Consider the following 21699-nt stretch of genomic DNA (forward strand, 5'->3'; position numbering starts at 1 on the left):
ACCCATTTCAGTTCGTCGCCTCCGGCGCAGCCGCAACCGGCACAACCTTCATAATCTTCACCGCCAAACCCGCCGTCCGCGCCCGCACCGCAGGCTGATACATCGCTTCACCGCTAATCGCCGGGAAGTAGAACTCGCCCAAGAACGCGGCATTGAGTTTGACCTTGACAGTTTTGGTTTCACCCGCTGCCAGATCGAAATAGCTCAATACGCGATCGTCGCGCACGTCCTGATAGCTTAACCCGGTGGGATTGCTAGCAACAGGTGGTGTGGGAGCAGCCGGTGCAGGTGGTGCGGCTTCTTCACCTTCACCATCCGTAGCCTCCTCTGTTTGGGCAGGAGGCGTTGGCTCAGGCGCAGTTTCGGTCACGGTTGTGCCGATTTCCACGCCGGATGGCAGCAAGGTGGACAATGCTACATGTTTAAGCGCTGCCGTCCCGCTGTTGGTGATGTTGACGTTCAGGTCGTAGTCTTGGCCTTGCTGCAACTTCAGTGCTTCTGTCAACGGGGTAGCGCTATCCCACACTCTGTTGCCTTGCTTGTCGAGCAGTTCGGCTTGCAGGGTCATGCCTTGTGCTTCCGCCTGTTCGTTGCCTGCCGGAGCAGTGCCGCGCTGGGTCACGCTGGCGTAAAGTTTGCGGTCGCCATCATTGTGCAGGGCAAGCTGGAACGCTGCATCTTGCGCATTCAGCAATTGACTGAGCAACGGTTGGGCGCTGTTCAGCGGTGTCGCTGTGCCTTGGTCGAGCGTGTATTGCACCGCCAACGGTTGCTGGCTGCTGCTGAGGTAATGCGCTACCGACAGCAATGCCCAACTCAGATCGTGGGTATTGTGGGCAGTGCCTGTACCCAGTTCAGCGGCGATTTGTTGCACCACCAATTCCGCATCCTGCACTTTTTTCAGTGCCAGCAAGGTTTCCAGTTGCAAACCGAGTTGCCCCAGTTTTTGGCTGAAGGTTTGCTCGGAAAGCGCGGTGTTCAGCTCAGTCGCGACCAAACCTTGGGTGGTTTGTTGCGCGGCTTCGGCTTGGCCTGCCAGCAAATACCCGGCGGCGAGTAACCAGCGGGCTTGCGGATTGGCCTTGCCGGATTCGCGCAACCGGTTCATTGCGCCCAATTGCGGTTTGCCTGCAACTGCCAGCACGTACAAGCGGTAGGCTTGGGTGGAACTGGTGTCTTCGCCGCTGCCTGCCGTCCAGTCTTGCGCTTGTTTTGCCTGATACGCTTGCCATGCCGTCAGCAAACCGAGTGGCACGCTGTAGCCTTGCTTTTGCGCTTCAATCAGGAAATGCCCGGCGTAAATGCTCGCCCAATCGTTAGCTTCGGTCGAACCCGGCCAGTACATCAAATTGCCATTGCTGCTTTGGAAATCACCCAGTTTGGTGATGGCACGTTTGATGTGGTGTTCCACCTGTTGCTGGCGTTCGGGGTCGAGCTTGAGCAACTTGGGTAAATACAACTGCGGGAATACCGCTGAGGTAGTTTGCTCCAAACAGCCGTGCGGGTAGTTCACCAAGTAATCCAGATGTTGCGCCAGATTCAGGTTGGGTAGGCTCGAAAGCTCCAACGTGCTTTGGTTTGTACCCACCATGCCATGCGGCGTGATGGTTTCTTTCCAGTCGGCTTTCGGTTCGAGCGTGGTATTGACCGTGCGCAGGCTTGGCAAGTTCGGGGCTTGTACCGCTAAGTTCACTTCGTGGCTGCTGCTGAGTTTGCCGCTGGTAGCGGTGAATTTCAGCTTGCCTTGCATTGGCTTGTCGCCTGCTTTGAGGAACAGCGTCACGACTTTTTCGCCGGTTTGCGTGAACGGCACGGTGAGCGCGGGGCCAACGCTAGCAAATGCGCCATCCGCTTCCAGTTTCACCTCCACTGATTTCACCGCTGGGTCGGACACGAACAGGGTTAACGGCACTTCGATACGCTCACCGACTTTCAAGGTGCGCGGCAAGGACGACAGCAACATCAACGGTTGGCGCACGAACACGGGCTGTTCCGCCTTGCCGTAAGCCAGACCATCGGAGGCAACCGCCATAATGCGTACCGCACCAAGGTAAGACGGCAGCTCAACGCTGTGTTCCTTGGTTTGCCCTGCGTCCAGATGGAACGCGCCGAGAAAACGTACCACGGGCGGGAAGCGTTTCGGCTTGTTGGCGGCATCGTCAATTTGCGCTTCGTCGCCACCACCGATGGCGAGAATGCGTTCCAGATTACCGCTGTATGCACCGATTACGCTGTCGAACAAGTCCCACGTTTTGATCCCCAACGCTTCCTTGCGGTAGAACGCCTTGTGCAAATCGGGGGCTTCAAAGCGGGTCAATCCCAGCAAGCCTTCATCCACCACGGCAAGGGTGTAATCCATCGCACGCCCAGATTGCTCAGTGATACTGAAGGTTTGGGTGCTTTCCGGCTGCCATTCTTCCGCCGCTTTCACGACAGGTTGCAACTTGGTTGAAGGGTCTTCCACTGTGAGCGGAATAATGCCGTACAAACGGATCGGGCGGTCATTCTGCTTGTTCTGGTGCGCTTGCAACAAAGTTACGCTGACGTAGGCGTTCGGTGCCATGTTCGCGGTAATCGGCAGCGGGATTTGGGTACGTTGCCCATTAAAGTCAATCCAGCGTTGTTCCAGAATCTGGCTGCTGGTTTCAACGGTGAACAAGGCACGTCCGGCTTGTGCTTCCGGCAATTGGATTTGCGCGGTTTCGCCGACCTGATAGCTGGTTTTGTCGCTGCTGAAACGCAACATCGCAGCAGCACCGCTGCCATCTTCTTGTGCACGACCAGCCCAACCAGGCCAATCCACATACAAGGTTTTGCCGGTGCAATGTTTGCCCTGCAAGTCGCAAGCGCGGATCAAATAACGACCCCATTCCGGGTATTTGATCTGGAATTTCCACTCGCCCTTGCCGTTAGTGGTGCTGACGATGGATTGCTGCAATTTGCTGCTGTGGCTGGAATCGGCGTATTCAGCCAACGAATCCGGGGTTTTATCCCACCACCATTTCCACTCGATTTTGTAGAGGGTGACTTCGACCTGCGGCAAAGATACTTCCTGCCCGTCGGCATTGAGGCTACCGATGGAAACGGTGTGTTCGGTGTCGGTCAGCAACATGTCGCGTTCAGCATCACCCTTGGGCAGTTTGATACCGACGTAATGTTCAAACGGGTGGTAGTCGATTTCCTGTTTGCTGATGCTGAAACCGCCGCCTTCTTCATGCACTCGGCTGGTAAACCACGCGCTTAACATGCCCGATGCAGGTTGTTCCGGTTGGAAGCGCTTGCTGAAACGTAGGTAGCCTTGTTCATCCAGATAGCCTTCCAGCAATTGCTGTTCCGCGCTGTCGAGTTTGCGGGTTGGGTCATCAAAAGCGTAATCGGCAAAACGGGTAAATTCGGTGGTTTTTTCGCGCAATTTCACACTGACATCCGCTTTCAGCTTGCTGGCAGTGCCACCGTGTAACCATTGCCCGAACAGGGTGGCTTCGGGTAAATCGCGGTAGCCATGCAATGCGGTGACACCGTAATTCAGATCCACTTTCAAGCGATTGGGGCGCACGGTTTCGATTTTCAGGGTTTTGTCGAAGGTGCTGCTGCCAAGTACCGCTTTCACCAGCCAATCGCCCGTCGGGTCGCTTTCTGCTATTTTCAGGGTGAAGGGGTAAAACGCGCCCGTGGGCTGTTTGTTGGTGACGGTTTGCTTGAGTTTGCCGGTCGGATCAAACAGTTGCACCGTGACCGGATGGTTAGGCGGCAAGGTTTTGGCGCGGTCTTGCAAGACGAACGTGAGGTGGATGTCATCGCCGGGTCGCCATACGCCACGTTCGCCGTACAGCACGCCTTTCAAGCCTTTTTGCACGGTTTCGCCGCCGACATCGAACTGGCTGGTTTCGAGCGCGGTATTGGCATTGAGTTTGAGGTAAGCGCGATCACCGGCTTTTTCCGCGACCAGTAAGAAACTGGTGTTAGGGCTATCGAGTTCGGCGAAACCATCCCCGCCTGTGGTAGTGCTCGCGAGTGTTTGCCCTTGGAAATTGCGCAGCGTCAGGTTAACACCCGTAGCCGCTTCGGCAGTGCGCAGGTCGGTCGCGATGACGTGCACTTTACCGTTGCCGTCCTGCTTGGCGATCAGACCGAGGTTGCTGGCAATGAAGTTGTGGGTGGCTTTTACGTCTTCGCTGTTGGAAAAATAGCTGTCGTTGCACGCATCGTTGCGCTTGTCCCAGTCGTAATCTTCGCTGTCGATGGCGTATTCCTCAATGCCATCCCAGCCGCTGGTTTGTGTGCCATCATCGTCTTCGGCACTGGTGAGCGGCTTGTCGGTGATTTGCGGGGCAGGTGTGCCCGCAGGACACGGATAGGTGGAATGGCGGCGGTCTACCGACAGTTCCAGCCGATACAGCGTGCCGGGTTTGGTTTTGAATAAGTCGGTGGCATCAATGCTGTAACGGTTCCACTGCGACGGGTTAGCAGCGGTGAGTGGAATGGTTTTGCGCCAGATATGCCGCCCGACCCGTTCCATTTCGCGGTCGCCATCCAGGCCGTTGACTTGCAGGAATTGCTCGACGTTTTCGGGGAAGACCTCCATCGCGGTGATTTGCACGGCATTCACACCGCGTGCTTCCAGCGGAATGGTCATGCTTTGATTTTCTGGCAGGATGCTGCCTTTGCCGACAAAACGCACTGCCGGTTTGGGTGTGCCGAGGGTGATGGCTTGTTCGGTGCGTGCCGCGAGAGTGCCCAAAGGTGCGGAGGCGGCTTTGATGCCTGCTTGCAGGATGAGTTTGTGTTCGCCCGGTTCGAGTTCGCCGGTGGGGTAAACCAGCAGGCGATTGCCGACGATTTGGGTGCTGACTTCGCCGCTGCCCAGTTGTACCAAGCCTTTCAGGTCTTGCTGGGTGTCGAGTGCGTCGGAAAAGCTGATGCTGATGTGCGGCTTGCCTTCTGCGTCTTCGCTCAGGGTGTCGATGCGGGTAATGCTGAAAGTTTGCTGGCTGGGAATGGGGATGTCTTTCGCACCACTACTGTTCTCGCCTTGCACGTTTAGGCTTTTGCCATCCCAAGCCAGATGCAAATCCGTGCCGAAGGTTTCACGCGGGATGGCGTTGACGCTGAAGCGGTGTTCCGTGCCTTTATCGTTGTGTTCCCACGTTAGCGTCAGTGGTTTTTGCTGAGAACTGGCTTGTAGGATTTTTTCCAGCATGTCTGATGCGACGTAATCAGAGGTGAATACCGTGCCTGCTAGGCGCATTTGCGTGGGGTGGTCGGGGAGCGGTTCTAAGCCTTCGGTTTGTACATCCAGTTCCAATGCGGTGGTTTTGAAGGCGAATTCGATGGGTTGGGTGTCAGCGGGGATATTCAGCAAGCCATCTGGTTTCACAATCAGCGTGTAGGCTTGCCCAGAAGTCAGCGGTGCATCCGGCACAAACACGATACTGCTGGTGGTGTCGAATTGCGCTTTGCCTGCGGCATCCGGCGACAGCTTCAGATAGGCAGCGGCACTGCTGCCCACTTTGTCATCGCTGATCACGGGCTGGCGGAAACCGATGGTCAGCGGCTGATTGCGCGGCTGTATGCTCGGTGGGCGCAGGCTGAACAGTTCGGTGAGCAAGCGGGTGCGGTCTTGCGCGGTAGCATCGGGTTTTGCCGCTGTCGGATGCGGCGGTGTATCGGCATCGCAGCCGCTCAGATTGACCGCCCCAGCAAGGAGCAGCAACAGGCATAAGGCACGTAACAGGCGTGGAAGCGTAGTCATAATGATTCCCGGCAAGTTATAAATTTATTTATGACTGCTATTCTAACTCAACCGCTACCCTTGCGGTAAGACAAATCTGTACTGGGGTTTGAAACAGTAAGCCAGAAACTTCCACAAACTTGTACTAAACTATCCAAAATGGATAAGTTAATCACGATCAGCGAAGCAGCAGAACGGTTAGACATCAGCCCGACGACCTTACGGCGTTGGGAGGAGTCCGGCAAACTGATACCGGAACGGACACAAGGCAACCAACGCCGCTACCGCCTTTCACACATTGAACCCGCCCCGCCCCTGCGCCATAAATATCTACACAAATCCCCCCGATTATCAAGAAATCGGGGGATGATTTCAAAAAAAGCCTTCAAGGTGTTGATAAGCGCCTATCCAGCCGTTACCAGCGCTTGGTTATGCCACCATGTCGCCGTGCAGCAATGGCACTTTCGCCGCCTTGTCACTGCGCTGCAAACTACCCCACAAGAACGTCGCGGGCAAACCCAACGACACCGACACAATCGGCGCGGTCAGGTCGCGTTCGTCCCGATCCTGATGCAGTGCCAATACGCTACCCACCGGATAACGGTTGATCAGGCAAGCATCCGGCTGGAATGCGGGAAAACCTGCCGTCAGTGCTGCGGCTTGCGCTAAGCTGTGGAAATCCGCTGGCATCGCAGGCTAGGCTTGCCCATTTAGCGGGTCGGTGGTGCTGTAGCGGTAGCCTTTGCGGTCGGTGATCCAGCCCGCCGTGCCGCAGTTGGTCATCGCCACCGACATCGTGTAGCCGCCGGGTGTTTGCATCTGCCGGAACGGGGCTTGGGCTGCAATGGCGTGGATGCCTGCCAGCAAGCGGTGTTGAAGAGGTCGAAGTTCATGGGGGGATTTTAACCGTTAAAGCACAACATTGATATTGTACGCCAATATTCGTACAATAAGAAAAATCACCACCAAAGTCATCCATGAACTTTAAAGATGCGAAGCGGAAAGTCATTGAGTGCCTGAATACAGGCAATATCCGGCATGAAGCCAGAAACAACATTGACATCAAGAACCTGCTGATAACGGGGGCAGTAACACCCACTGAAGTCGCCTCCATTTTGGGACGCAGCAGAGGCAATGAACACTTAGCCAGCCCCCATCATTTTGATGCCAGTGTTGAAGTCCACATCGTGAAAACCCAACATGCCGGGCAAGGTTGGTACATCAAATGGTATTTCCTAGAACCGGATAGCGTCTTCATCAGTGTCCACCACCAATAACGGCAGTAACAGTATGAAAATTCTCAAAGTTGGCGATAAAGCCAAAGCAGCTTGCGAAACCTGCCAAGCCTTTACCGGCATTACGTACCAGTTGCGTGATGTGCCGTTCAGCGATGGTAGCGGCCTCACCAAAAATATTCTGGCGGGTGTCTGCGATGTATGCGGCGCGGTGACGGTCATCCCCCACCAATCCACGCCTGCCATTTGTAGTACGCTGGAACGGCAACGCAAGGCGGTCGAAAGCCGTTTGCCTGCCCACATGCTCGACATCCTGAATCTGGTCAGTGTTGAAGTCGGCGGTAATGCTGCACTTGTGCCGCAAATTGTGAAGTTTTACCTCCACGCCCTTTCCAACCACACCCTATCTCCCGTTGGGCTTGGGCATTATCTTTCCACAGACTTGGCATCCGGCAAGGCAGAAAAACGTCTATCCTTGAAAGGTCGGTATGTCGCTGCTGACATCGAAGCACTCAAACAATTGACATCCCTGCCTAGCACAACCGATGTGGTCAAAAGTGTCGTGCTGAAAATCAACGACGACATCCTCGTGCAGCACAAGGAAGAATCCATCCGCTACTTGAGCAATCTGGTAGCGGCAGCAGCCTGATGCCAAGCGCAAGGTAAAATCAGCCCTCACATGATTGATCACCAAAAATTCCAGTCCCTAGTCAAGCAGCTTTACACGACCGTTAAGGCGTTGAATGAATCCGTCGCCTCGACAGACCGTTTACCCAGAATCGCCGCAGAAAAAAGCACAATAACCTAAAGATCGTACAACACAATAACCTAATAATAGTATAGCATGATAACCTAAAGATTGTCTGTCACAGTCCGCGAGTACCCCATGTCCCCAGCCGACAAACTGGCACAATCCCTGAGTGCCTTGAAAGCCTTGCAAGACCAACAGCGCGTTGGCATCCAAAGCAACGAGCTAACCCGCACCCACCGCGAACGCCTGCTGCAACAGGGTTTCCTGCGCGAAGTCATGAAGGGCTGGTTCATCCCCACCCGCCCGGATGAACGCCAAGGTGAAAGCACTTCTTGGTACGCATCCTTCTGGGGTTTCTGTCACGATTATCTAAATACCCGCTTTGGCACTGAATGGTGTTTGGGCGCAGAACAATCCATCAGCCTGCACGTTGGCAACTGGACAATTCCCCGGCAATTGCTGGTACGTTCCCCCAAGGCAGGCAATAAGCCGACAGCACTCTTGCATGGCACATCATTGCTGGATTTGCGCTTGGATATTCCCGCCCCTGCATACATCCAAACCCTTGACGGTATTCGCGTTATGCGGCTGGAAGTGGCACTCATCCAATGCTTACCGCGCCAGTTCAGCAGCAATCCGATTGAAATGCGGGCAGCGTTGGCGATGTTGCCCGATGCGTCCAACCTGTTACGGCATTTGCTAGAAGGCGGTAATAGTATCGTGGCGGGGCGTTTGGCTGGTGCATTCCGCAATATCGGACGGGATGCCATCGCTGATAATCTGCTTGCCACCCTACGCAGCGCGGGTTACAGCGTCAGCGAGCAAGACCCATTTGCGGATAGGCCGACGTTACCTTTGCAAAGCCGCAGCCATTCCCCTTATGTCAACCGCCTGCGCATGATGTGGCAGCAATACCGCCAGCCTGTCATCGAGCATTTCAACGTTACCCCCAATCCAGTCACGGATGCGACAAGTTACTTGCAACACGTCGAAGAGGTGTATCTAACGGATGCATACAATTCCCTCTCCATCGAAGGCTATCGAGTCAATACCCAACTGATTGAACAGGTACGTAGCGGGCAATGGAATCCGCAAACCAATCCCGCCGACCGCGAACATCTGGATGCGATGGCGGCGCGTGGTTACTGGCAAGCCTTTCAAGCGGTCAAACACAGCGTTGCCAAGGTATTGCAAGGCGAAAACGCAGGTACGGTTGCCAGCCACGATCTCGATACGTGGTATCGGGAACTGTTTGCCCCCAGCGTTACCGCCGGTATCCTGAGCGCCGTCAATCTGGCAGGCTACCGCAATCACCCCGTTTACATCCGCCATTCCCAACACGTCCCACCCAACCACGAAGCGGTACGCGAACTCCTGCCCGCCTTGTTTGAACTCATGGAAAATGAACCCGAACCCGCCGTGAATGTGGTGCTGTCACACTTTTTCTTTGTCTACATCCACCCGTATATGGATGGCAACGGACGCTGCGGGCGTTTCCTGATGAATCTCATGATGGCAGCAGGCGGCTACCCGTGGACTGTCGTCCCATTGGCAAAGCGCGACGAGTACATGGATGCGTTGGAGCAAGCCAGTGTCGGGCAAAACATTGTGCCATTTACTCGCTTCATCGCGGAGTTAGCAGCAGCTTGAGTTGATGACAAGCAAATAAAATACTGGCTAACCCAACATCACGCCAACTGCTGCAATTGCTCCACCAGCAAGCGCAATCCCACCACTTCCACACCCTCGCCAATCGGGTAGCGTTCGTTGCCCGGATACACCAACAAACGTTTGGCAGGTTGCAGGTCTTCACACGCCTGATAAAACCCACGGCGCGGCTTGGCTGTGGCAGAGCGTTTGATTTCGATAGCCCACAAACCTTGCCCCGCAATATCCAGCAACAGATCAACTTCTGCCCCCGCACTGCTGCGGTAAAAACCCGATGTGGTGTTAAAGGGTGCAGTATTCAACAGGTTTTCCATGCAAAAACCTTCCCAACTGTTACCCACCACGGGATGCCCCAACAAGGTATCGACATCGTGGATACCCAGCAAGGCATGAACCAGACCACTGTCACGGATATACACCTTGGGGGATTTCACCAAACGCTTGCCTACGTTGCTATGCCAAGGCAACACCCGTCTTACCAGCAGCAAATCGACCAATAAATCGAGATAGCGACTCACGGTTTTGGTATCCACCATCAGGTTTTTACCCAACTGCGACACGTTGAGCATTCCACCTTGGTTATGTGCCAGCATTGTCCAGAAACGCCGCAAGGTTTCCGCCGGAATGCGTGTGCCGTAAGAGGGAATATCCCGTTCAAGGTAAGTGCTGATCAGGTTTTGCCGCCACACGACACTTTGCCGGTCATTCACTGCCAGAAAACTGGTGGGGAAACCGCCGCGTACCCACAGCACATCCTGCGCGGCAGGCGGTGTTTCAATCACCTGAAACGGCGGCAATTCCAGATACGCAATCCGCCCCGCGAGGCTTTCACCCGATTGCCGCAGCAAATCACCGGAGGCAGACCCCAGCAACAAGAAGCGTCCGTGATGCAGCCCTTTTTTCCTGCCGCGATCAATCAGGCTGCGTAACGGCTGGAACAGTTCTGGCAAACGTTGCACTTCATCCAGAATCACCAGTTTGTCTTCGTGCTGACTCAAATAGGCTTCGGGATCAAGCAACTTATTGCGGTCAGTCGGGCTTTCCAAATCAAGGTAAAGGCAGGATTCACGCTGTGCGCACAGCACTTCCGCCAGCGTCGTCTTACCGGCCTGACGCGGCCCCAGTAAGGCTACGGCGGGAAACTGTGCCAAATGTTCAACAAGGTGTGGGTATAGCTGTCGAGTAATCATCTGCAAATTATGGAACATACTCCCCAATTTGCAAGGTTAAATTTAGCGTTTCGCCCTTGATTACTGCGGAAAGTGTTCCACATGGATTTCAGCAGTGCGCCCGAAATAGAGAACGCGCCGACCAATAAAGGAAACCAGATAACCCGCACAGCCGTATCCCGTGACGCGCTGATTGAAGTCGATATAGGTGTAATCAGGCGGATTGAGCTGCGCCCATTTGATCGTGGCGACGATGCCAGCCGGGTCAAATTCAGCCGCGACTGCGCCTTCCTCATGCGGATTATTCAGCACGAGGCTTTCACCGTTAGGCAGGTAATAAGTCCGCGTATTGCTGCGGTAGTCGACCAAATAGCTATCGAAACCGGCCTCTATCAAGCTGCCCACGCTTGCGGGGAAGCTCATCGTGTCGTCATAGGCGGCATTCAGGCAATGTTGGGCAATTGTTATCTGTTGCGAGTCCATCGCACGCTCCTTTGGAATGGTTGGGGGTGATCGGGTCAGTTTCAGTCGGTGGGCACGTCAGTCAGCCCGCGCCGCTCGATGATTTTCCGCAGCAGGCGTTCGAGTTCGTTGCGTTCACTGTCTTCTAGAACCCCGAAGAAGGCGTTGTCATTGTCGTCGGCAAGTGCGGCGAGTCGGGGAATCAGGCTGCGTCCCTCCGGTTTCAGTGCCAAGGTTTGGGCGCGTTTGTCAGCGGGGTTGGCTTTACGTTCCACGAGGTTTTTTTCGATCAAGCGGTCAGCCAGTTTGGTGATTGCGCCCTTGGTCATGCCCATCCGCTCGGCAAGCAAGGTGGGGGGCAGGCTGTCGAAATCATACAGGATGCGCATGAATACCCATTCGGCAACCGTTACGCCCTCTGTTTCTAGTTTGCGGCTGAAGCTGTATGAAACCGCATTTGATACTGTTCTCAGCCAGTAGCCTAAATGCGTTTCGAGGTTCGAGAGGGATGTGTCGCTGCTCATGTTGACTCCTGATAGTTGACGAGGAAACTACATTGATATTGTTTCCGCGTCAACTACATAAACACGAATGCGGGCGTTATTAGTGAGTGTTTTTTACTAACTTATGATAGAGTTTCAGGCAATTCGTCAAACATTGGCGACAACCCAACACACGCCATACCAATCATAACAACACGCGACTGACCCTATGCTGGTTTCGGCGCAGTAGGGCGGTAGCGTGTCAGCGATTCCTTGTATGGCATCGGTGTATGTACGGCAGGCGTGAATTAGAAGACAGCAACGACAATCCCAGACTAGGCGGAACGCTAGGCAAACCATATAGGCAATCTCTGCTTATTGGTTAAGTGGAAGCTGTATATTCTGATATTTATGAACGCCGTATAACGAGTACATTAGCAATATAGTCTTTCTTCGATGTAGTACTACAGTGCAAAAATCAACGCATGGCATTGATTTTCAATAATTAATTGGATTTTCATTTGTAGTGATACATCAGAGAAATACTATACCAAGCAGGCTATAGCCATTTCACACAATCCAAGAGGGATGACTTATGAAAAAATTTGAAAGCGTAGAAGACGTTGCACAGGCATTGGGTGATGGTGGTCCCTTCAGACCTGACACCCATTTTGAAACGGTTGAACAAGTCGTTGATGCTCTAGTTGAACTTGGCAATACAGATAAAGTGTTTGTCCGCCATGACGAGCATTTGGGATTAAAGAGCGATTTGTCGGAGAAATTCCTTGCATCTTCACTAAACGCCATCGATAACCCAGAATTTGAACAAGATATTGAAGCGGTTCTTGATCAAGCCAATACCATCATTCCCTTGTCTGAAAGAGAGTTATCAGAAGACGACATCGAAGAGATAAGAGAGGACAAAATCTCAAGGGGAGAAGACATTGACGATTAAGCCTCTTTGTCATCGAGCCAATTGTTAACCCTGCGCTCAACACGGACGCTGCGCATAAAGCCGCGCAGCGCCGGTTAGCTCTACGTTATATTCAATACAAACTTAAAGCAACTTAATTTAAAAAGGACTATTTTATGGATTTCTTATCAGCAACAGTACTATCTGGAATTACTTATGATATTTTAAAAAATGGTCTTGCTTTAAATGTAGAACATATAAAAGAAAGACTTAAGGGATGGGTTGGGGTAGAAGTTATTACACCTCAACTTTCTACAGAACTAAATAAGCTAAACCTTACTAAAGAAATGAGTGAAATTGCAATTGAGAAGCACATAAGCCAATCAAGTATTTTGCTAGAATTACTTTCGTCAATCAAAAGAGAAGAAAGTAAAAACATCATTGTCCAGCATCACACTGGAAGCGGTGATAACATTGGCAGAGACAAGATCATTAAGTAATTAAAACTATGAATAAAGCGTTATCAAAAGAACTCCAAACACATACTGGGAATGGGGACAATTGTAGAGACAAATATATATATAATCTACCGAAATCACACCCAAGTAATCTTTTAGAGCCATTAAGAAACGCAGAAGTAACTCTTGACAACGATAACGAAATGATGAATTTTGTAGAGGAGCTGGCCGATTATTTAAATGACTTTCCCGAAAGAAATGTAATAGGACTAGAAAATAAGCTAAAACAAGCAAATATGGATTCCCTATACGACGAAGCTGCAATCTTAAAAGAAAGATTTGCAAAAAAACTATATCGTGGACAACTATCTCATAATTCACAATACTTATATGCTCAATCTTTGGCATTAATTAATACTTACTTCGCCCACAAAATAAAACCTTTATTAAATGAAGGAGCACCAAAGTCAATAATTGAAAAAGAGCTTTTAGATGAAGTTTTCATTCCAGTGTTAAATAATATAACAAAAGTTGATATAACTATAAACATAGATCACGTCAGAGGTATGTTATATTTTTTAACAGGAAAATGTCATATTAAATGGAGCTGATTAACAAGTGCTTGTCTACCACCCATGTTTTGATGCAAACCATTGTGCATACCGTTTTTTGCATCTACTTTATAGCTCAGAAGCAGATAGCTTTGAATGGGATATATTAAGAATAGCGGACTTTTATTATGTATTCCCTCATTTAATAAAATATATAAAACCTATGCCAAAAAGTTTGGCGGGAGGAAAAAAATATTTTAGCGAAATTAATCCGCCATATGAAGCCATTCCAAATCCAAAACGGCTGTTGTTTGACTTGCAGGATATTCAAAACTCTACTATTGCATCTTTGGTATCAAAACAAATAATAAAAAAAGAGATGTTTAGCTATGGCGTGGTTAGTTTAAATACTGACAATATTCCAAAATCATTAATAGAAAGTTTTCATGAAAACCCAATAAGCAGCTTAGAGTGGTTTAAATTTTTTTCAAAAGGAATAGCTCTTGTTGATTTAAATGGTAAAAATGGTTTTAAGTCAAGAACTGGATTATTAGAGTATAGATATGATCAATAATTATAGTTTCATCTTTCTAAATAGACTGGTGGTGTTGAAAAATAACACCTCTGTATATGATCAGTTTTTTTATCAAGGAATCAATATAATCAGGGGTGATAATGGAACTGGAAAATCTACTATCATGGATTTGATCTATTATGGTTTGGGCGCTGAGTTATCAGAGTGGACAGCCGAACCATTATCTTGTGACAAAGTGTTTTTAGAAGTTTCTTGCAATACGGGAATTTATACTTTATCCAGAGAAATTGAGCAAACTGGAAAGTCTCCTATGCTTATATGCGAAGGAGATTATTTGTCATCAACTAAGACAGAAAATCAATGGCTTAAATATCTTAATCGTCGCTCAGATGAAAGGCATAGTTATTCTCAGCAGCTTTTTGATATGATGAATCTCCCTCAGCATAAAAATAATGACAGTGCTAATTTAACAATTCATCAAATCTTAAGATTGATGTATTTGGATCAGATAACAGCACCAACTAAAATACTTAGATATGATACAAACTATGATAATGCTAATATAAGACAAGCAATAGGAGAGTATCTTTTAGGGCTGGATGACTTAGATATTCATGAGTTAAGACAACAATTAATAGAATTAGAAAGAGATTTTTCTAAAATTGAGGGAGAGCTTAAAGCTATTTATAAGTTATTGAGTAAAGGACAACAGGATTTTACTGCTGATAAGCTACACGCTGAGATATTGGCTGTGGAATCTGAAATATATCAATCTTTACAAAAAAAAGAAGAAATTAGATTTAAAACAAAAAAAGAACTTGATGACATGCAAAAAGAACAAGCTAAACTTATATTAATGGAGATCAATAAATGCACTGAAAAATTAGAAAATCTTCATGTTCAATCATCATTTCTTAGTAATGAGATAATTGATTCAACTTTATTTCTGCAATCAATAGATTACCGTATAAAGTCACTTCTAGAATCAAAAATAACTAATGAATCGCTAGGTAGTCTTAACTTTAAATATTGCCCTGCTTGTCTCACCAAGATTGAAACTATTCGACAGGACGATATATGTGGTTTATGCAAATCACCTAAAAACGAGGATTCAACTAAAAAATCTTATCTCCATATGTTAAATGAATTAAACTTCCAAAAGAGAGAAAGTGAAAAAATCTTACAGTCCAATAAAAACCTTCTTGATGAGATTAAAACAAAAATACCTGAACTTGAAAATTTACTTAGTATGTCAAAACTAAATTATAAAGATTATTTGCAATCTAATTCTGCAATGGAATCACAAATAGCTGAAATATCAAATAGAATAGGATTTCTAGAGTCAAAGCATCAAAACTTAAAAGAGCGCTTAGAATTTTTTGCCAACATTGAAGCCTTAATAAAAGAAAAGCAACAGTTAGTTGTGAAAATATCAGAGGTTAAAGATGCTTTAGCGGCAAAAAAAGAAAAAACAAAAAATCGACTTCTTGAAGTTTGCTCACAATTAGAAACAACCACTATGAATATAGTTAAAATGGATTTGGGATTTGAAAAAGATTTTGAAAATCCCGAAGAATTTGAGTTTAGTTTCCCCAGAGATACAATGTGGTTGAATGGGAAGTCAAAATTTTCAGCAAGTTCAATGGTGCTATTGAAAAACTCTTTTAGATTAGCGACTCTAGTAGAGTCAACAAAAGATATAAACTATAGATTTCCACGTTTTCTATTAATAGATAACATTGAAGATAAGGGAATGATGCCTAGTCGTAGCCATAATTTTCAAAATATTATGGTGGAAATGTGTGAAGAACTAGAAAATCCATATCAATTAATATACACAACATCAATGATTTCACCAAAACTAGAAGGTGGTAATTATTGCAGAGGAATATTCTATAAAAAAGGAACTCATACGCTAGAGCTAAATAAAATATAACGAGCACATTGACGACGGATGCGGTGACAGCCCGCGACTCCGCCCATTCGACTCCCCGCCGCGCCAGTCATATTGACGTTGCCCCACCAAGCCTTGGCACTGCACCTTAACCCGCCATTTTCCCACCCCCCGCCATCATCCCCAACGGCACTGCCCACAACTTCACCCCATCACTCTCCCCAAACGGCAACACCCGTTCCCCGCCATACAACACCATCCCCTGTACCACCCGCCCCGGATTCTCTCCGATAAAGTAGCTGATATGCCGGAAATCCGCCGGGGTCACACTATGCGCCGCCTTCACCTCCAGCAGCACCAGCCCTTTGCCGTTATCCAGCACGAAGTCGATTTCCTTGCCATCACTGGTGCGGTAAAAGCTCAAATCCACTGGCTGCGCCGCGTAAGTATTCGCCTTCACCAATTCACTCAACACAAACGTTTCATACACCGCACCGCGCTGGCTGGATTGCTGTAAATCCTCCGCGCTACTGAGCTTGAGCAAATGGCACAAAATGCCGCTATCCAGCATGAACACCTTGGGCATTTTCATCAGCCGTTTCGCCGCATGGTTAAACCACGGTTTGAGCAACGCAATCTGGTAAGTGTGCTTGAGGATGCCGAGGTAACTATCCAGCGTTTTGTTATCAAGCTGGCAATCCCGCGCCAGATCAGCCTTGTTGAGCAGATTAGCACTGCGCAACGCCAGCGACAGGTACAAGCGCATAAAGCTGTCGAGATTGCGGATATTGCCCATATCGTGCAAATCGCGCTCAATATACGTGCGAATATACGAACTGAACCACAACATGCGCGTTTTAGCGTGTGCAATCGTCTGCACTTCGGGAAACCCACCCTTGAGCAAATGCGGCACAATATCCGTCACTTGCGCCACCGCCGGAAATGCCGCGCCAGAAAACACATGGTCGATGAAATTGAAGCGTTGCCCGATAATCTCGCTGAGGTTAAAGGCATACAAATCCACAATCCCAATGCGCCCCGCCAGCGAATCGGAAATGTCGCGGAAACCCTGCAAACTGCTCGAACCCGTCAGCACAAACCGCCCCGGCGTGCGGTCAAGGTCAATCTGTTCCTTGATGGCAACAAACAACTCCGGCACACGTTGCACCTCATCAATCACCACCGGCTTGGGCAGGCTGAGCACAAACCCTTTCGGGTCAGCCTTGGCGCTTTGGTAAGTGGCGATGTCATCCAGCGTGACGTAGTGTTCAATCCCCAACTGCAACGCCAGCGTGGATTTGCCCACTTGCCGTGCACCCGTGATCAGCAAGGACGGGAAATGCGCCAGATAGGCTTGTACGTCAGTAAGCGTTCACGCCGTCTGTAGCGGGTTAGAAGCTAACGGTTGAGCCAAAGGGAAGCGCACCGAGACAGACTTATGAGCCAAGCCTTGTGAGCAAATGTCCCGCATCAATATCGCCATATTCATCCCCAATTGACGTGCCGTCCCCAGCACGGTCATCACCGTTGGACGGAATCTGTCACCTTGTGCCGACTGGCTGGCAAAGCTGGTTTTCCGCCATTGCACATACGGCCTGATCACCCGCTCGGCACGGTTATTGGTGAGGGGAATGCGACTATCCTTGAGGAAAGTCCAACACATCGCCTCATCCTTGAGCAAATGCTTGCATTGGTTGGTGGTGCGTTTGCAATTCTCCAATGCCAAGCCTTTGTTGAGCGTGGCTTGGAAGCTGCGGCGCAAGCGGAGTATCCGCCGTTGGTAGCGAGCGGCTTCATCGGGTTGTTGTTGCCAGCGGTGATGGGTGCGGACGGTGGTATAGGCGAGTAACAACAGGCGTTTGCCCACGCTTCCCCCTTCGCCGCAACGCCCCGCCATTTTGCGGAAGTGGCGGATCAAATGCGCCCAACACAGTTGCCGCCGTTCGGGTGGGACGTTGCCGTAACCACTGAAGTGGTCGGTGACCAGATAGCCAGTAAAGCTGCCCAACAAGGCATCGGCGGCGGCCTTGCCGCGTGAGTAATGGGTCATGAAGTAACTCACGCTATGGTCAGCCAATGCCCATAACCAGTAAGTGTTCGTACCGCGATAATGGCGGGTTTCATCGGCGTGGCATACCGCTTGTCCGCGTACATACTGACCTACTTGACGGTATAGCGGCCCCATCCACGGAATGGCTTTGCCTTGCGCCTTGCTGATAGCCCCAGTGCTAAAACGCACGTGGCACATTTCCCACAACAGAACCTGGATCTGGCGCATGGATAGGCGGAACTGACCACTCAAAATCACCACCCAGGCGATCACGCCTGCACCCATTTGACCGCTCGGCACCCAATCCGGCCACTGGCTGTGGTGCTTGATGCCGCAGGATTGGCAAACACCCTGATAAAACTGGTGTTCCGTCACGTCCGGTGGCGGCGGTGGAGCAATATCCGTGACCTGATGGCGGTAAGGGTTTCCCCAATCAATCGCCACTGCCCCACCACAGGAACAGGTGCTTTCAGGGAAATACTGTTCGGTACGGGTCACTTGTTCGGGAGGATATAACGCCCGTTCGTGACGCGGATGCCCCGGTTGCCCACCGTGTGGGCGGCTACTCCCCTTGCGTTTGGGACGCAACGCCCGTTGTTCCGGGCTGTCGGAGGACGGCGCTTTGGAACTGTTACGCGAACTGCTGCCGAATTTGGCAACCAGTTCTTCCAGTTGTTTTTGCAGCATTTCGACTTGTTGCTCCAGCACCGCCACCCGTGCCACTTGCTTCTCCAACTCAGTTATCCGTTCCTGTTGGCGCACGATCACCTGATGCGCTTCATCCAGTGTCGTGGGTAAGGTAGGAACGGCGGCTAACAAGGGGTAAATGACTCGCTGTTGGGATGGGGTGAATTTACTACAAGTTCGCTGGAATGCCTAATAGAGGGCGTGAACGCTTACTGTACGTCAGCAGCAATGTTGCGGTTTAACATGGGCTATTCCTGTAAATCTAAGGATCGTAATCCATGAATTTACAGGAATAGCCTTGTATCTATCAACCTCGTTGCAAACGCCGCGCCACTAAGCCGCCGAGCAGGAGCAATATCATCCAGTCTGTAGCACCCGCCCCCCCACTACTACTCGTATTGGCGGCTGCTGTACTGCTGTTATTCGCAGGGTTCGCCGCATCGTACACCTCAAATTGCGTACCGCTATCGAGTTCTACCCCCGGCATTAGCTGAATCGCCTTGATTTCAACGGTTTGACCCCATAAATCCGTAATCCGAAAATCGTAAGGCCCGCTACCCAAGCCGCTGGGCGCAACAAAGTAATTGTGTGACTCCCGCGCCACGCTCGTGTAGGCATTGCTAGAACCGGAGAGGCGAGCTTCCAGTTTTGCAATCGGATAGCGGTGGTCGCGCACCTGCACCGCCGTCCACCATTGACTGGAACTTCCCTCAAAATAGAGCTTGAGATTGCCCGCTTGATCGTTAGCCACATACTGCCAACGGATCGGAATGATACCGGTGGCAAGATTAGCAATCTGCGCAAAGGCATCCTGATCGAGATCCACGTTGCCGGGCGCACATTCAGGGCACTGATCATCCACACGCACCGTGACGCTCAGCCCCGTATCATTGTTGGTTACTTTGATGAAACCCCCACAAGCTGCCGAATTGGCATAGTCGGTTGCATTCATCGCCGCCGTTAGGGTGGTAGTGGAAACAGGCAAACTGCAATTGCCCCCGCCGCTATAGTCATAGAAAGTCCCTTTACCGGTGTGCGTACTACTGTCGGCATAGGCACTGCTGCCGGAAACCAGTAGCATCACAGCGCAACCGATGCGAATAAAATAGTGACAGATCGTCATCTTCATGGTTAATAATTCCGCTATAACTGTGTTATGGGAAGTATAGCCAAGGGTCGCGCCATTGCCTAAAGACAAGGCTGTTTTAACCAAACAATTGCCCAACCTTTTTCCAACCTGCTCTTCGTTAAGCTGTTTTCCAGTACCCACCATAGCGTAGGAGGCAGTGGTGGGTTTCACCCTACATCATTGCTTTAGCTGGAGAGGAGAATCCATCCATGAAACAAGAGCGTTCATTCCGTAAGGTATTACTTGCGCTAGCCGTCGGCTGTGCGTTTAGCACCGCTGCCATCGCCGCCGTTACCGACCAAGACATTTCTGACGATGCCAAAACCACGGCGGATGTCGTGAGCTATGGTATGGGTTTGCAAGGTCAACGTTTCAGCCCACTGGATAAGCTGAATGCGGATACCGTGAAAAACCTCACCCCCGCGTTCGTGTTGTCCTACGGCGACGAAAAGCAACGCGGTCAGGAAGCCCAACCGCTGGTTCATAACGGTAAAATCTTCGTCACCGCATCCTATTCCCGCGTCTTCGCTGCTGATGCCAAAACCGGCGAAGAAATCTGGCAATACGACCACCGCTTGCCCGAAGGCATTATGCCGTGCTGCGACGTGGTAAACCGTGGCGGTGCGTTGTACGACAACTTGTTCATCTTCTCTACCCTCGACGCGCAATTGGTTGCCCTTGACCAAGACACCGGCAAAGTCGTGTGGAAAGAAAAAATGGAAGACTTCAAAGCGGGTTATTCCAATACTGCCGCCCCTATCGTGGTGAAAGGCATGGTCATTACCGGCGTTTCCGGTGGTGAGTTTGGCGTAGTGGGCAAAGTCGAAGCACGTGATGCCAAAACCGGCAAACTGATCTGGTCACGCCCGACCGTTGAAGGTCACATGGGTACACTCGACGGCAAAGACAACGGTATTACCGGCGAAACCAACAAATCTTGGCCGGGTGACTTGTGGAAAACCGGCGGTGCGGCAACGTGGTTAGGCGGTACTTACGACGCTGAAACCGACAGCCTGTTCTTCGGCACGGGCAATCCTTCGCCTTGGAACTCGCATTTGCGCCCCGGCGATAACCTGTACTCCTCCTCCGTTCTCGCCATCAATCCGGCGGATGGCAAAATCAAATGGCACTACCAGTGGACACCGCACGACGGTTGGGACTTTGACGGCGTAAACGAATTCGTCTCCTTCGACCTGAAAAAAGACGATGGCACGGTCGTCAAAGCGGGTGGTCATGCTGACCGTAACGGCTTCTTTTATGTCTTGGATCGCACCAACGGCAAACTCATCAATGCCACTCCATTCGTCAACAAAATTACGTGGGCAAAAGGCATTGACCTGAAAACCGGTCGCCCTGAATACGATGACACCAACCGTCCGGGTGCACCGGGCAGCGCCGAAAAAGGCACATCCGTCTTCTCCGCGCCTTCCTTCCTCGGCGGCAAAAACTGGATGCCAATGGCCTACAACCCCGGCACAGATCTGTTCTACGTCCCCGCCAACGAATGGGGCATGGACATCTGGAACGAGCCCATCAGCTACAAAAAAGGCGCGGCTTACTTAGGCGCTGGTTTCACTATCAAACCGTTGAACGACGACTACATCGGCGCATTACGGGCGATGGATCCGAAAACCGGCAAAATCGTTTGGGAAGCCAAAAACAAAGCCCCACTCTGGGGCGGCGTGCTGACCACGGCGGGCAATCTGGTGTTCACGGGTACACCCGAAGGCTACCTGAAAGCCTTTGATGCCAAGACAGGCGCAGAACTGTGGAAATTCCAGACAGGTTCGGGCGTGGTCGGTTGCCCAGTGACTTGGGAACAAGACGGCGAACAGTTCGTTGCCGTGCCATCCGGTTGGGGTGGTGCTGTACCACTCTGGGGTGGCGAAGTGGCTAAAAGCGTCAAAAACTTGAATCAAGGCGGTAGCCTCTGGGTCTTTAAACTGCCCAAAACCACTTCTTAATCCTCGACAGCGCGGGTGGG

Annotated in this window: 16 protein-coding genes and 2 pseudogenes; 10 read left to right on the forward strand and 8 right to left on the reverse strand. The window is 50.6% G+C overall.

Going from position 1 to position 21699, the window contains the following annotated elements:
* Nucleotides 1-7: 7 nt before the first annotated feature.
* Nucleotides 8-5752 carry an alpha-2-macroglobulin family protein gene (locus J1836_RS06550; protein ID WP_207250280.1) on the reverse strand — a complete coding sequence of 1915 codons (5745 nt, stop codon included), beginning with the start codon at nucleotides 5750-5752 and terminating at the stop codon, nucleotides 8-10.
* A 138-nt stretch (nucleotides 5753-5890) separates the two neighbouring features.
* Here J1836_RS06550 and J1836_RS21765 point away from each other — a divergent pair.
* Nucleotides 5891-6022, forward strand: a pseudogene (locus J1836_RS21765) (MerR family DNA-binding transcriptional regulator); the annotation flags it as partial.
* A gap of 138 nt (nucleotides 6023-6160) precedes the next feature.
* On the opposite strand, the pseudogene J1836_RS06560 reads toward J1836_RS21765, so the two are convergent.
* A pseudogene (locus J1836_RS06560) lies at nucleotides 6161-6598 on the reverse strand (alpha-ketoglutarate-dependent dioxygenase AlkB).
* Between the two features lie 110 nt (nucleotides 6599-6708).
* Here J1836_RS06560 and J1836_RS06570 point away from each other — a divergent pair.
* The 3 genes from J1836_RS06570 (at nucleotide 6709) to J1836_RS06580 (ending at nucleotide 9367) form a co-directional block, all read left to right on the forward strand.
* Nucleotides 6709-7008, forward strand: a complete 300-nt coding sequence (locus tag J1836_RS06570; protein WP_207250283.1) for a hypothetical protein — start codon at nucleotides 6709-6711, stop codon at nucleotides 7006-7008.
* A 13-nt stretch (nucleotides 7009-7021) separates the two neighbouring features.
* Nucleotides 7022-7615: a hypothetical protein gene (locus tag J1836_RS06575; RefSeq protein ID WP_207250284.1), complete on the forward strand. Its 594-nt coding sequence runs from the start codon at nucleotides 7022-7024 to the stop codon at nucleotides 7613-7615.
* Nucleotides 7616-7852: 237 nt separating this feature from the next.
* Complete coding sequence (locus J1836_RS06580; protein ID WP_207250285.1) at nucleotides 7853-9367, forward strand: Fic family protein; 1515 nt, start codon at nucleotides 7853-7855, stop codon at nucleotides 9365-9367.
* A 38-nt stretch (nucleotides 9368-9405) separates the two neighbouring features.
* Here J1836_RS06580 and J1836_RS06585 read toward each other — a convergent pair whose 3' ends face one another.
* From J1836_RS06585 to J1836_RS06595, 3 genes are read right to left on the reverse strand one after another with little or no spacing between them, the layout of a single operon-like run.
* A complete protein-coding gene (locus tag J1836_RS06585; protein WP_242632751.1) occupies nucleotides 9406-10593 on the reverse strand; it encodes an ATP-binding protein in 1188 nt (395 codons plus the stop codon).
* Between the two features lie 42 nt (nucleotides 10594-10635).
* Complete coding sequence (locus J1836_RS06590) at nucleotides 10636-11037, reverse strand: DUF1398 domain-containing protein (protein ID WP_207250286.1); 402 nt, start codon at nucleotides 11035-11037, stop codon at nucleotides 10636-10638.
* A 41-nt stretch (nucleotides 11038-11078) separates the two neighbouring features.
* Nucleotides 11079-11540, reverse strand: a complete 462-nt coding sequence (locus J1836_RS06595) for a MarR family winged helix-turn-helix transcriptional regulator (RefSeq protein ID WP_207250287.1) — start codon at nucleotides 11538-11540, stop codon at nucleotides 11079-11081.
* Nucleotides 11541-12093: 553 nt separating this feature from the next.
* Here J1836_RS06595 and J1836_RS06600 point away from each other — a divergent pair.
* The 5 genes from J1836_RS06600 to J1836_RS06620 all read left to right on the forward strand — a co-directional run bounded on the left by J1836_RS06600 (nucleotide 12094) and on the right by J1836_RS06620 (nucleotide 15891).
* Entirely contained in the window at nucleotides 12094-12453 is a 360-nt protein-coding gene (locus J1836_RS06600; RefSeq protein WP_207250288.1) for a hypothetical protein, read from the forward strand.
* 134 nt (nucleotides 12454-12587) lie between these two features.
* Nucleotides 12588-12911 (forward strand): GapS6a family protein, encoded by a 324-nt coding sequence (gene gapS6a / locus J1836_RS06605; protein WP_207250289.1) that lies wholly within the window; start codon nucleotides 12588-12590, stop codon nucleotides 12909-12911.
* A gap of 8 nt (nucleotides 12912-12919) precedes the next feature.
* On the forward strand, nucleotides 12920-13480 hold the full coding sequence (locus tag J1836_RS06610; RefSeq protein WP_207250290.1) for an ABC-three component system protein: 561 nt from the start codon (nucleotides 12920-12922) through the stop codon (nucleotides 13478-13480).
* A 7-nt stretch (nucleotides 13481-13487) separates the two neighbouring features.
* A complete protein-coding gene (locus J1836_RS06615) occupies nucleotides 13488-13994 on the forward strand; it encodes an ABC-three component system middle component 5 (RefSeq protein WP_207250291.1) in 507 nt (168 codons plus the stop codon).
* Nucleotides 13984-15891, forward strand: a complete 1908-nt coding sequence (locus J1836_RS06620) for an AAA family ATPase (RefSeq protein WP_207250292.1) — start codon at nucleotides 13984-13986, stop codon at nucleotides 15889-15891. The genes J1836_RS06615 and J1836_RS06620 overlap by 11 nt, the downstream gene beginning before the upstream one ends.
* A gap of 106 nt (nucleotides 15892-15997) precedes the next feature.
* Here the strand turns inward: J1836_RS06620 and J1836_RS06625 are convergent, their stop codons facing one another.
* The 3 genes from J1836_RS06625 to J1836_RS06635 form a co-directional block, all read right to left on the reverse strand.
* Complete coding sequence (locus J1836_RS06625) at nucleotides 15998-17179, reverse strand: ATP-binding protein (protein WP_207250293.1); 1182 nt, start codon at nucleotides 17177-17179, stop codon at nucleotides 15998-16000.
* Nucleotides 17180-17221: 42 nt separating this feature from the next.
* Nucleotides 17222-18718 carry an IS66 family transposase gene (gene tnpC, locus J1836_RS06630; protein WP_207250294.1) on the reverse strand — a complete coding sequence of 499 codons (1497 nt, stop codon included), beginning with the start codon at nucleotides 18716-18718 and terminating at the stop codon, nucleotides 17222-17224.
* A 175-nt stretch (nucleotides 18719-18893) separates the two neighbouring features.
* Nucleotides 18894-19715, reverse strand: coding sequence for an expansin EXLX1 family cellulose-binding protein (locus J1836_RS06635; RefSeq protein ID WP_207250295.1), 822 nt, complete (start codon nucleotides 19713-19715; stop codon nucleotides 18894-18896).
* A gap of 209 nt (nucleotides 19716-19924) precedes the next feature.
* On the opposite strand from J1836_RS06635, the gene J1836_RS06640 reads away from it, so the two are divergent.
* The gene (locus J1836_RS06640; protein ID WP_207250296.1) at nucleotides 19925-21679 is read left to right on the forward strand and encodes a methanol/ethanol family PQQ-dependent dehydrogenase; all 1755 of its coding nucleotides are present in this window, start codon (nucleotides 19925-19927) and stop codon (nucleotides 21677-21679) included.
* Nucleotides 21680-21699: the final 20 nt, after the last annotated feature.

Origin of the sequence: Thiothrix fructosivorans (assembly GCF_017349355.1) — a bacterium.
GTDB lineage: Bacteria > Pseudomonadota > Gammaproteobacteria > Thiotrichales > Thiotrichaceae > Thiothrix > Thiothrix fructosivorans.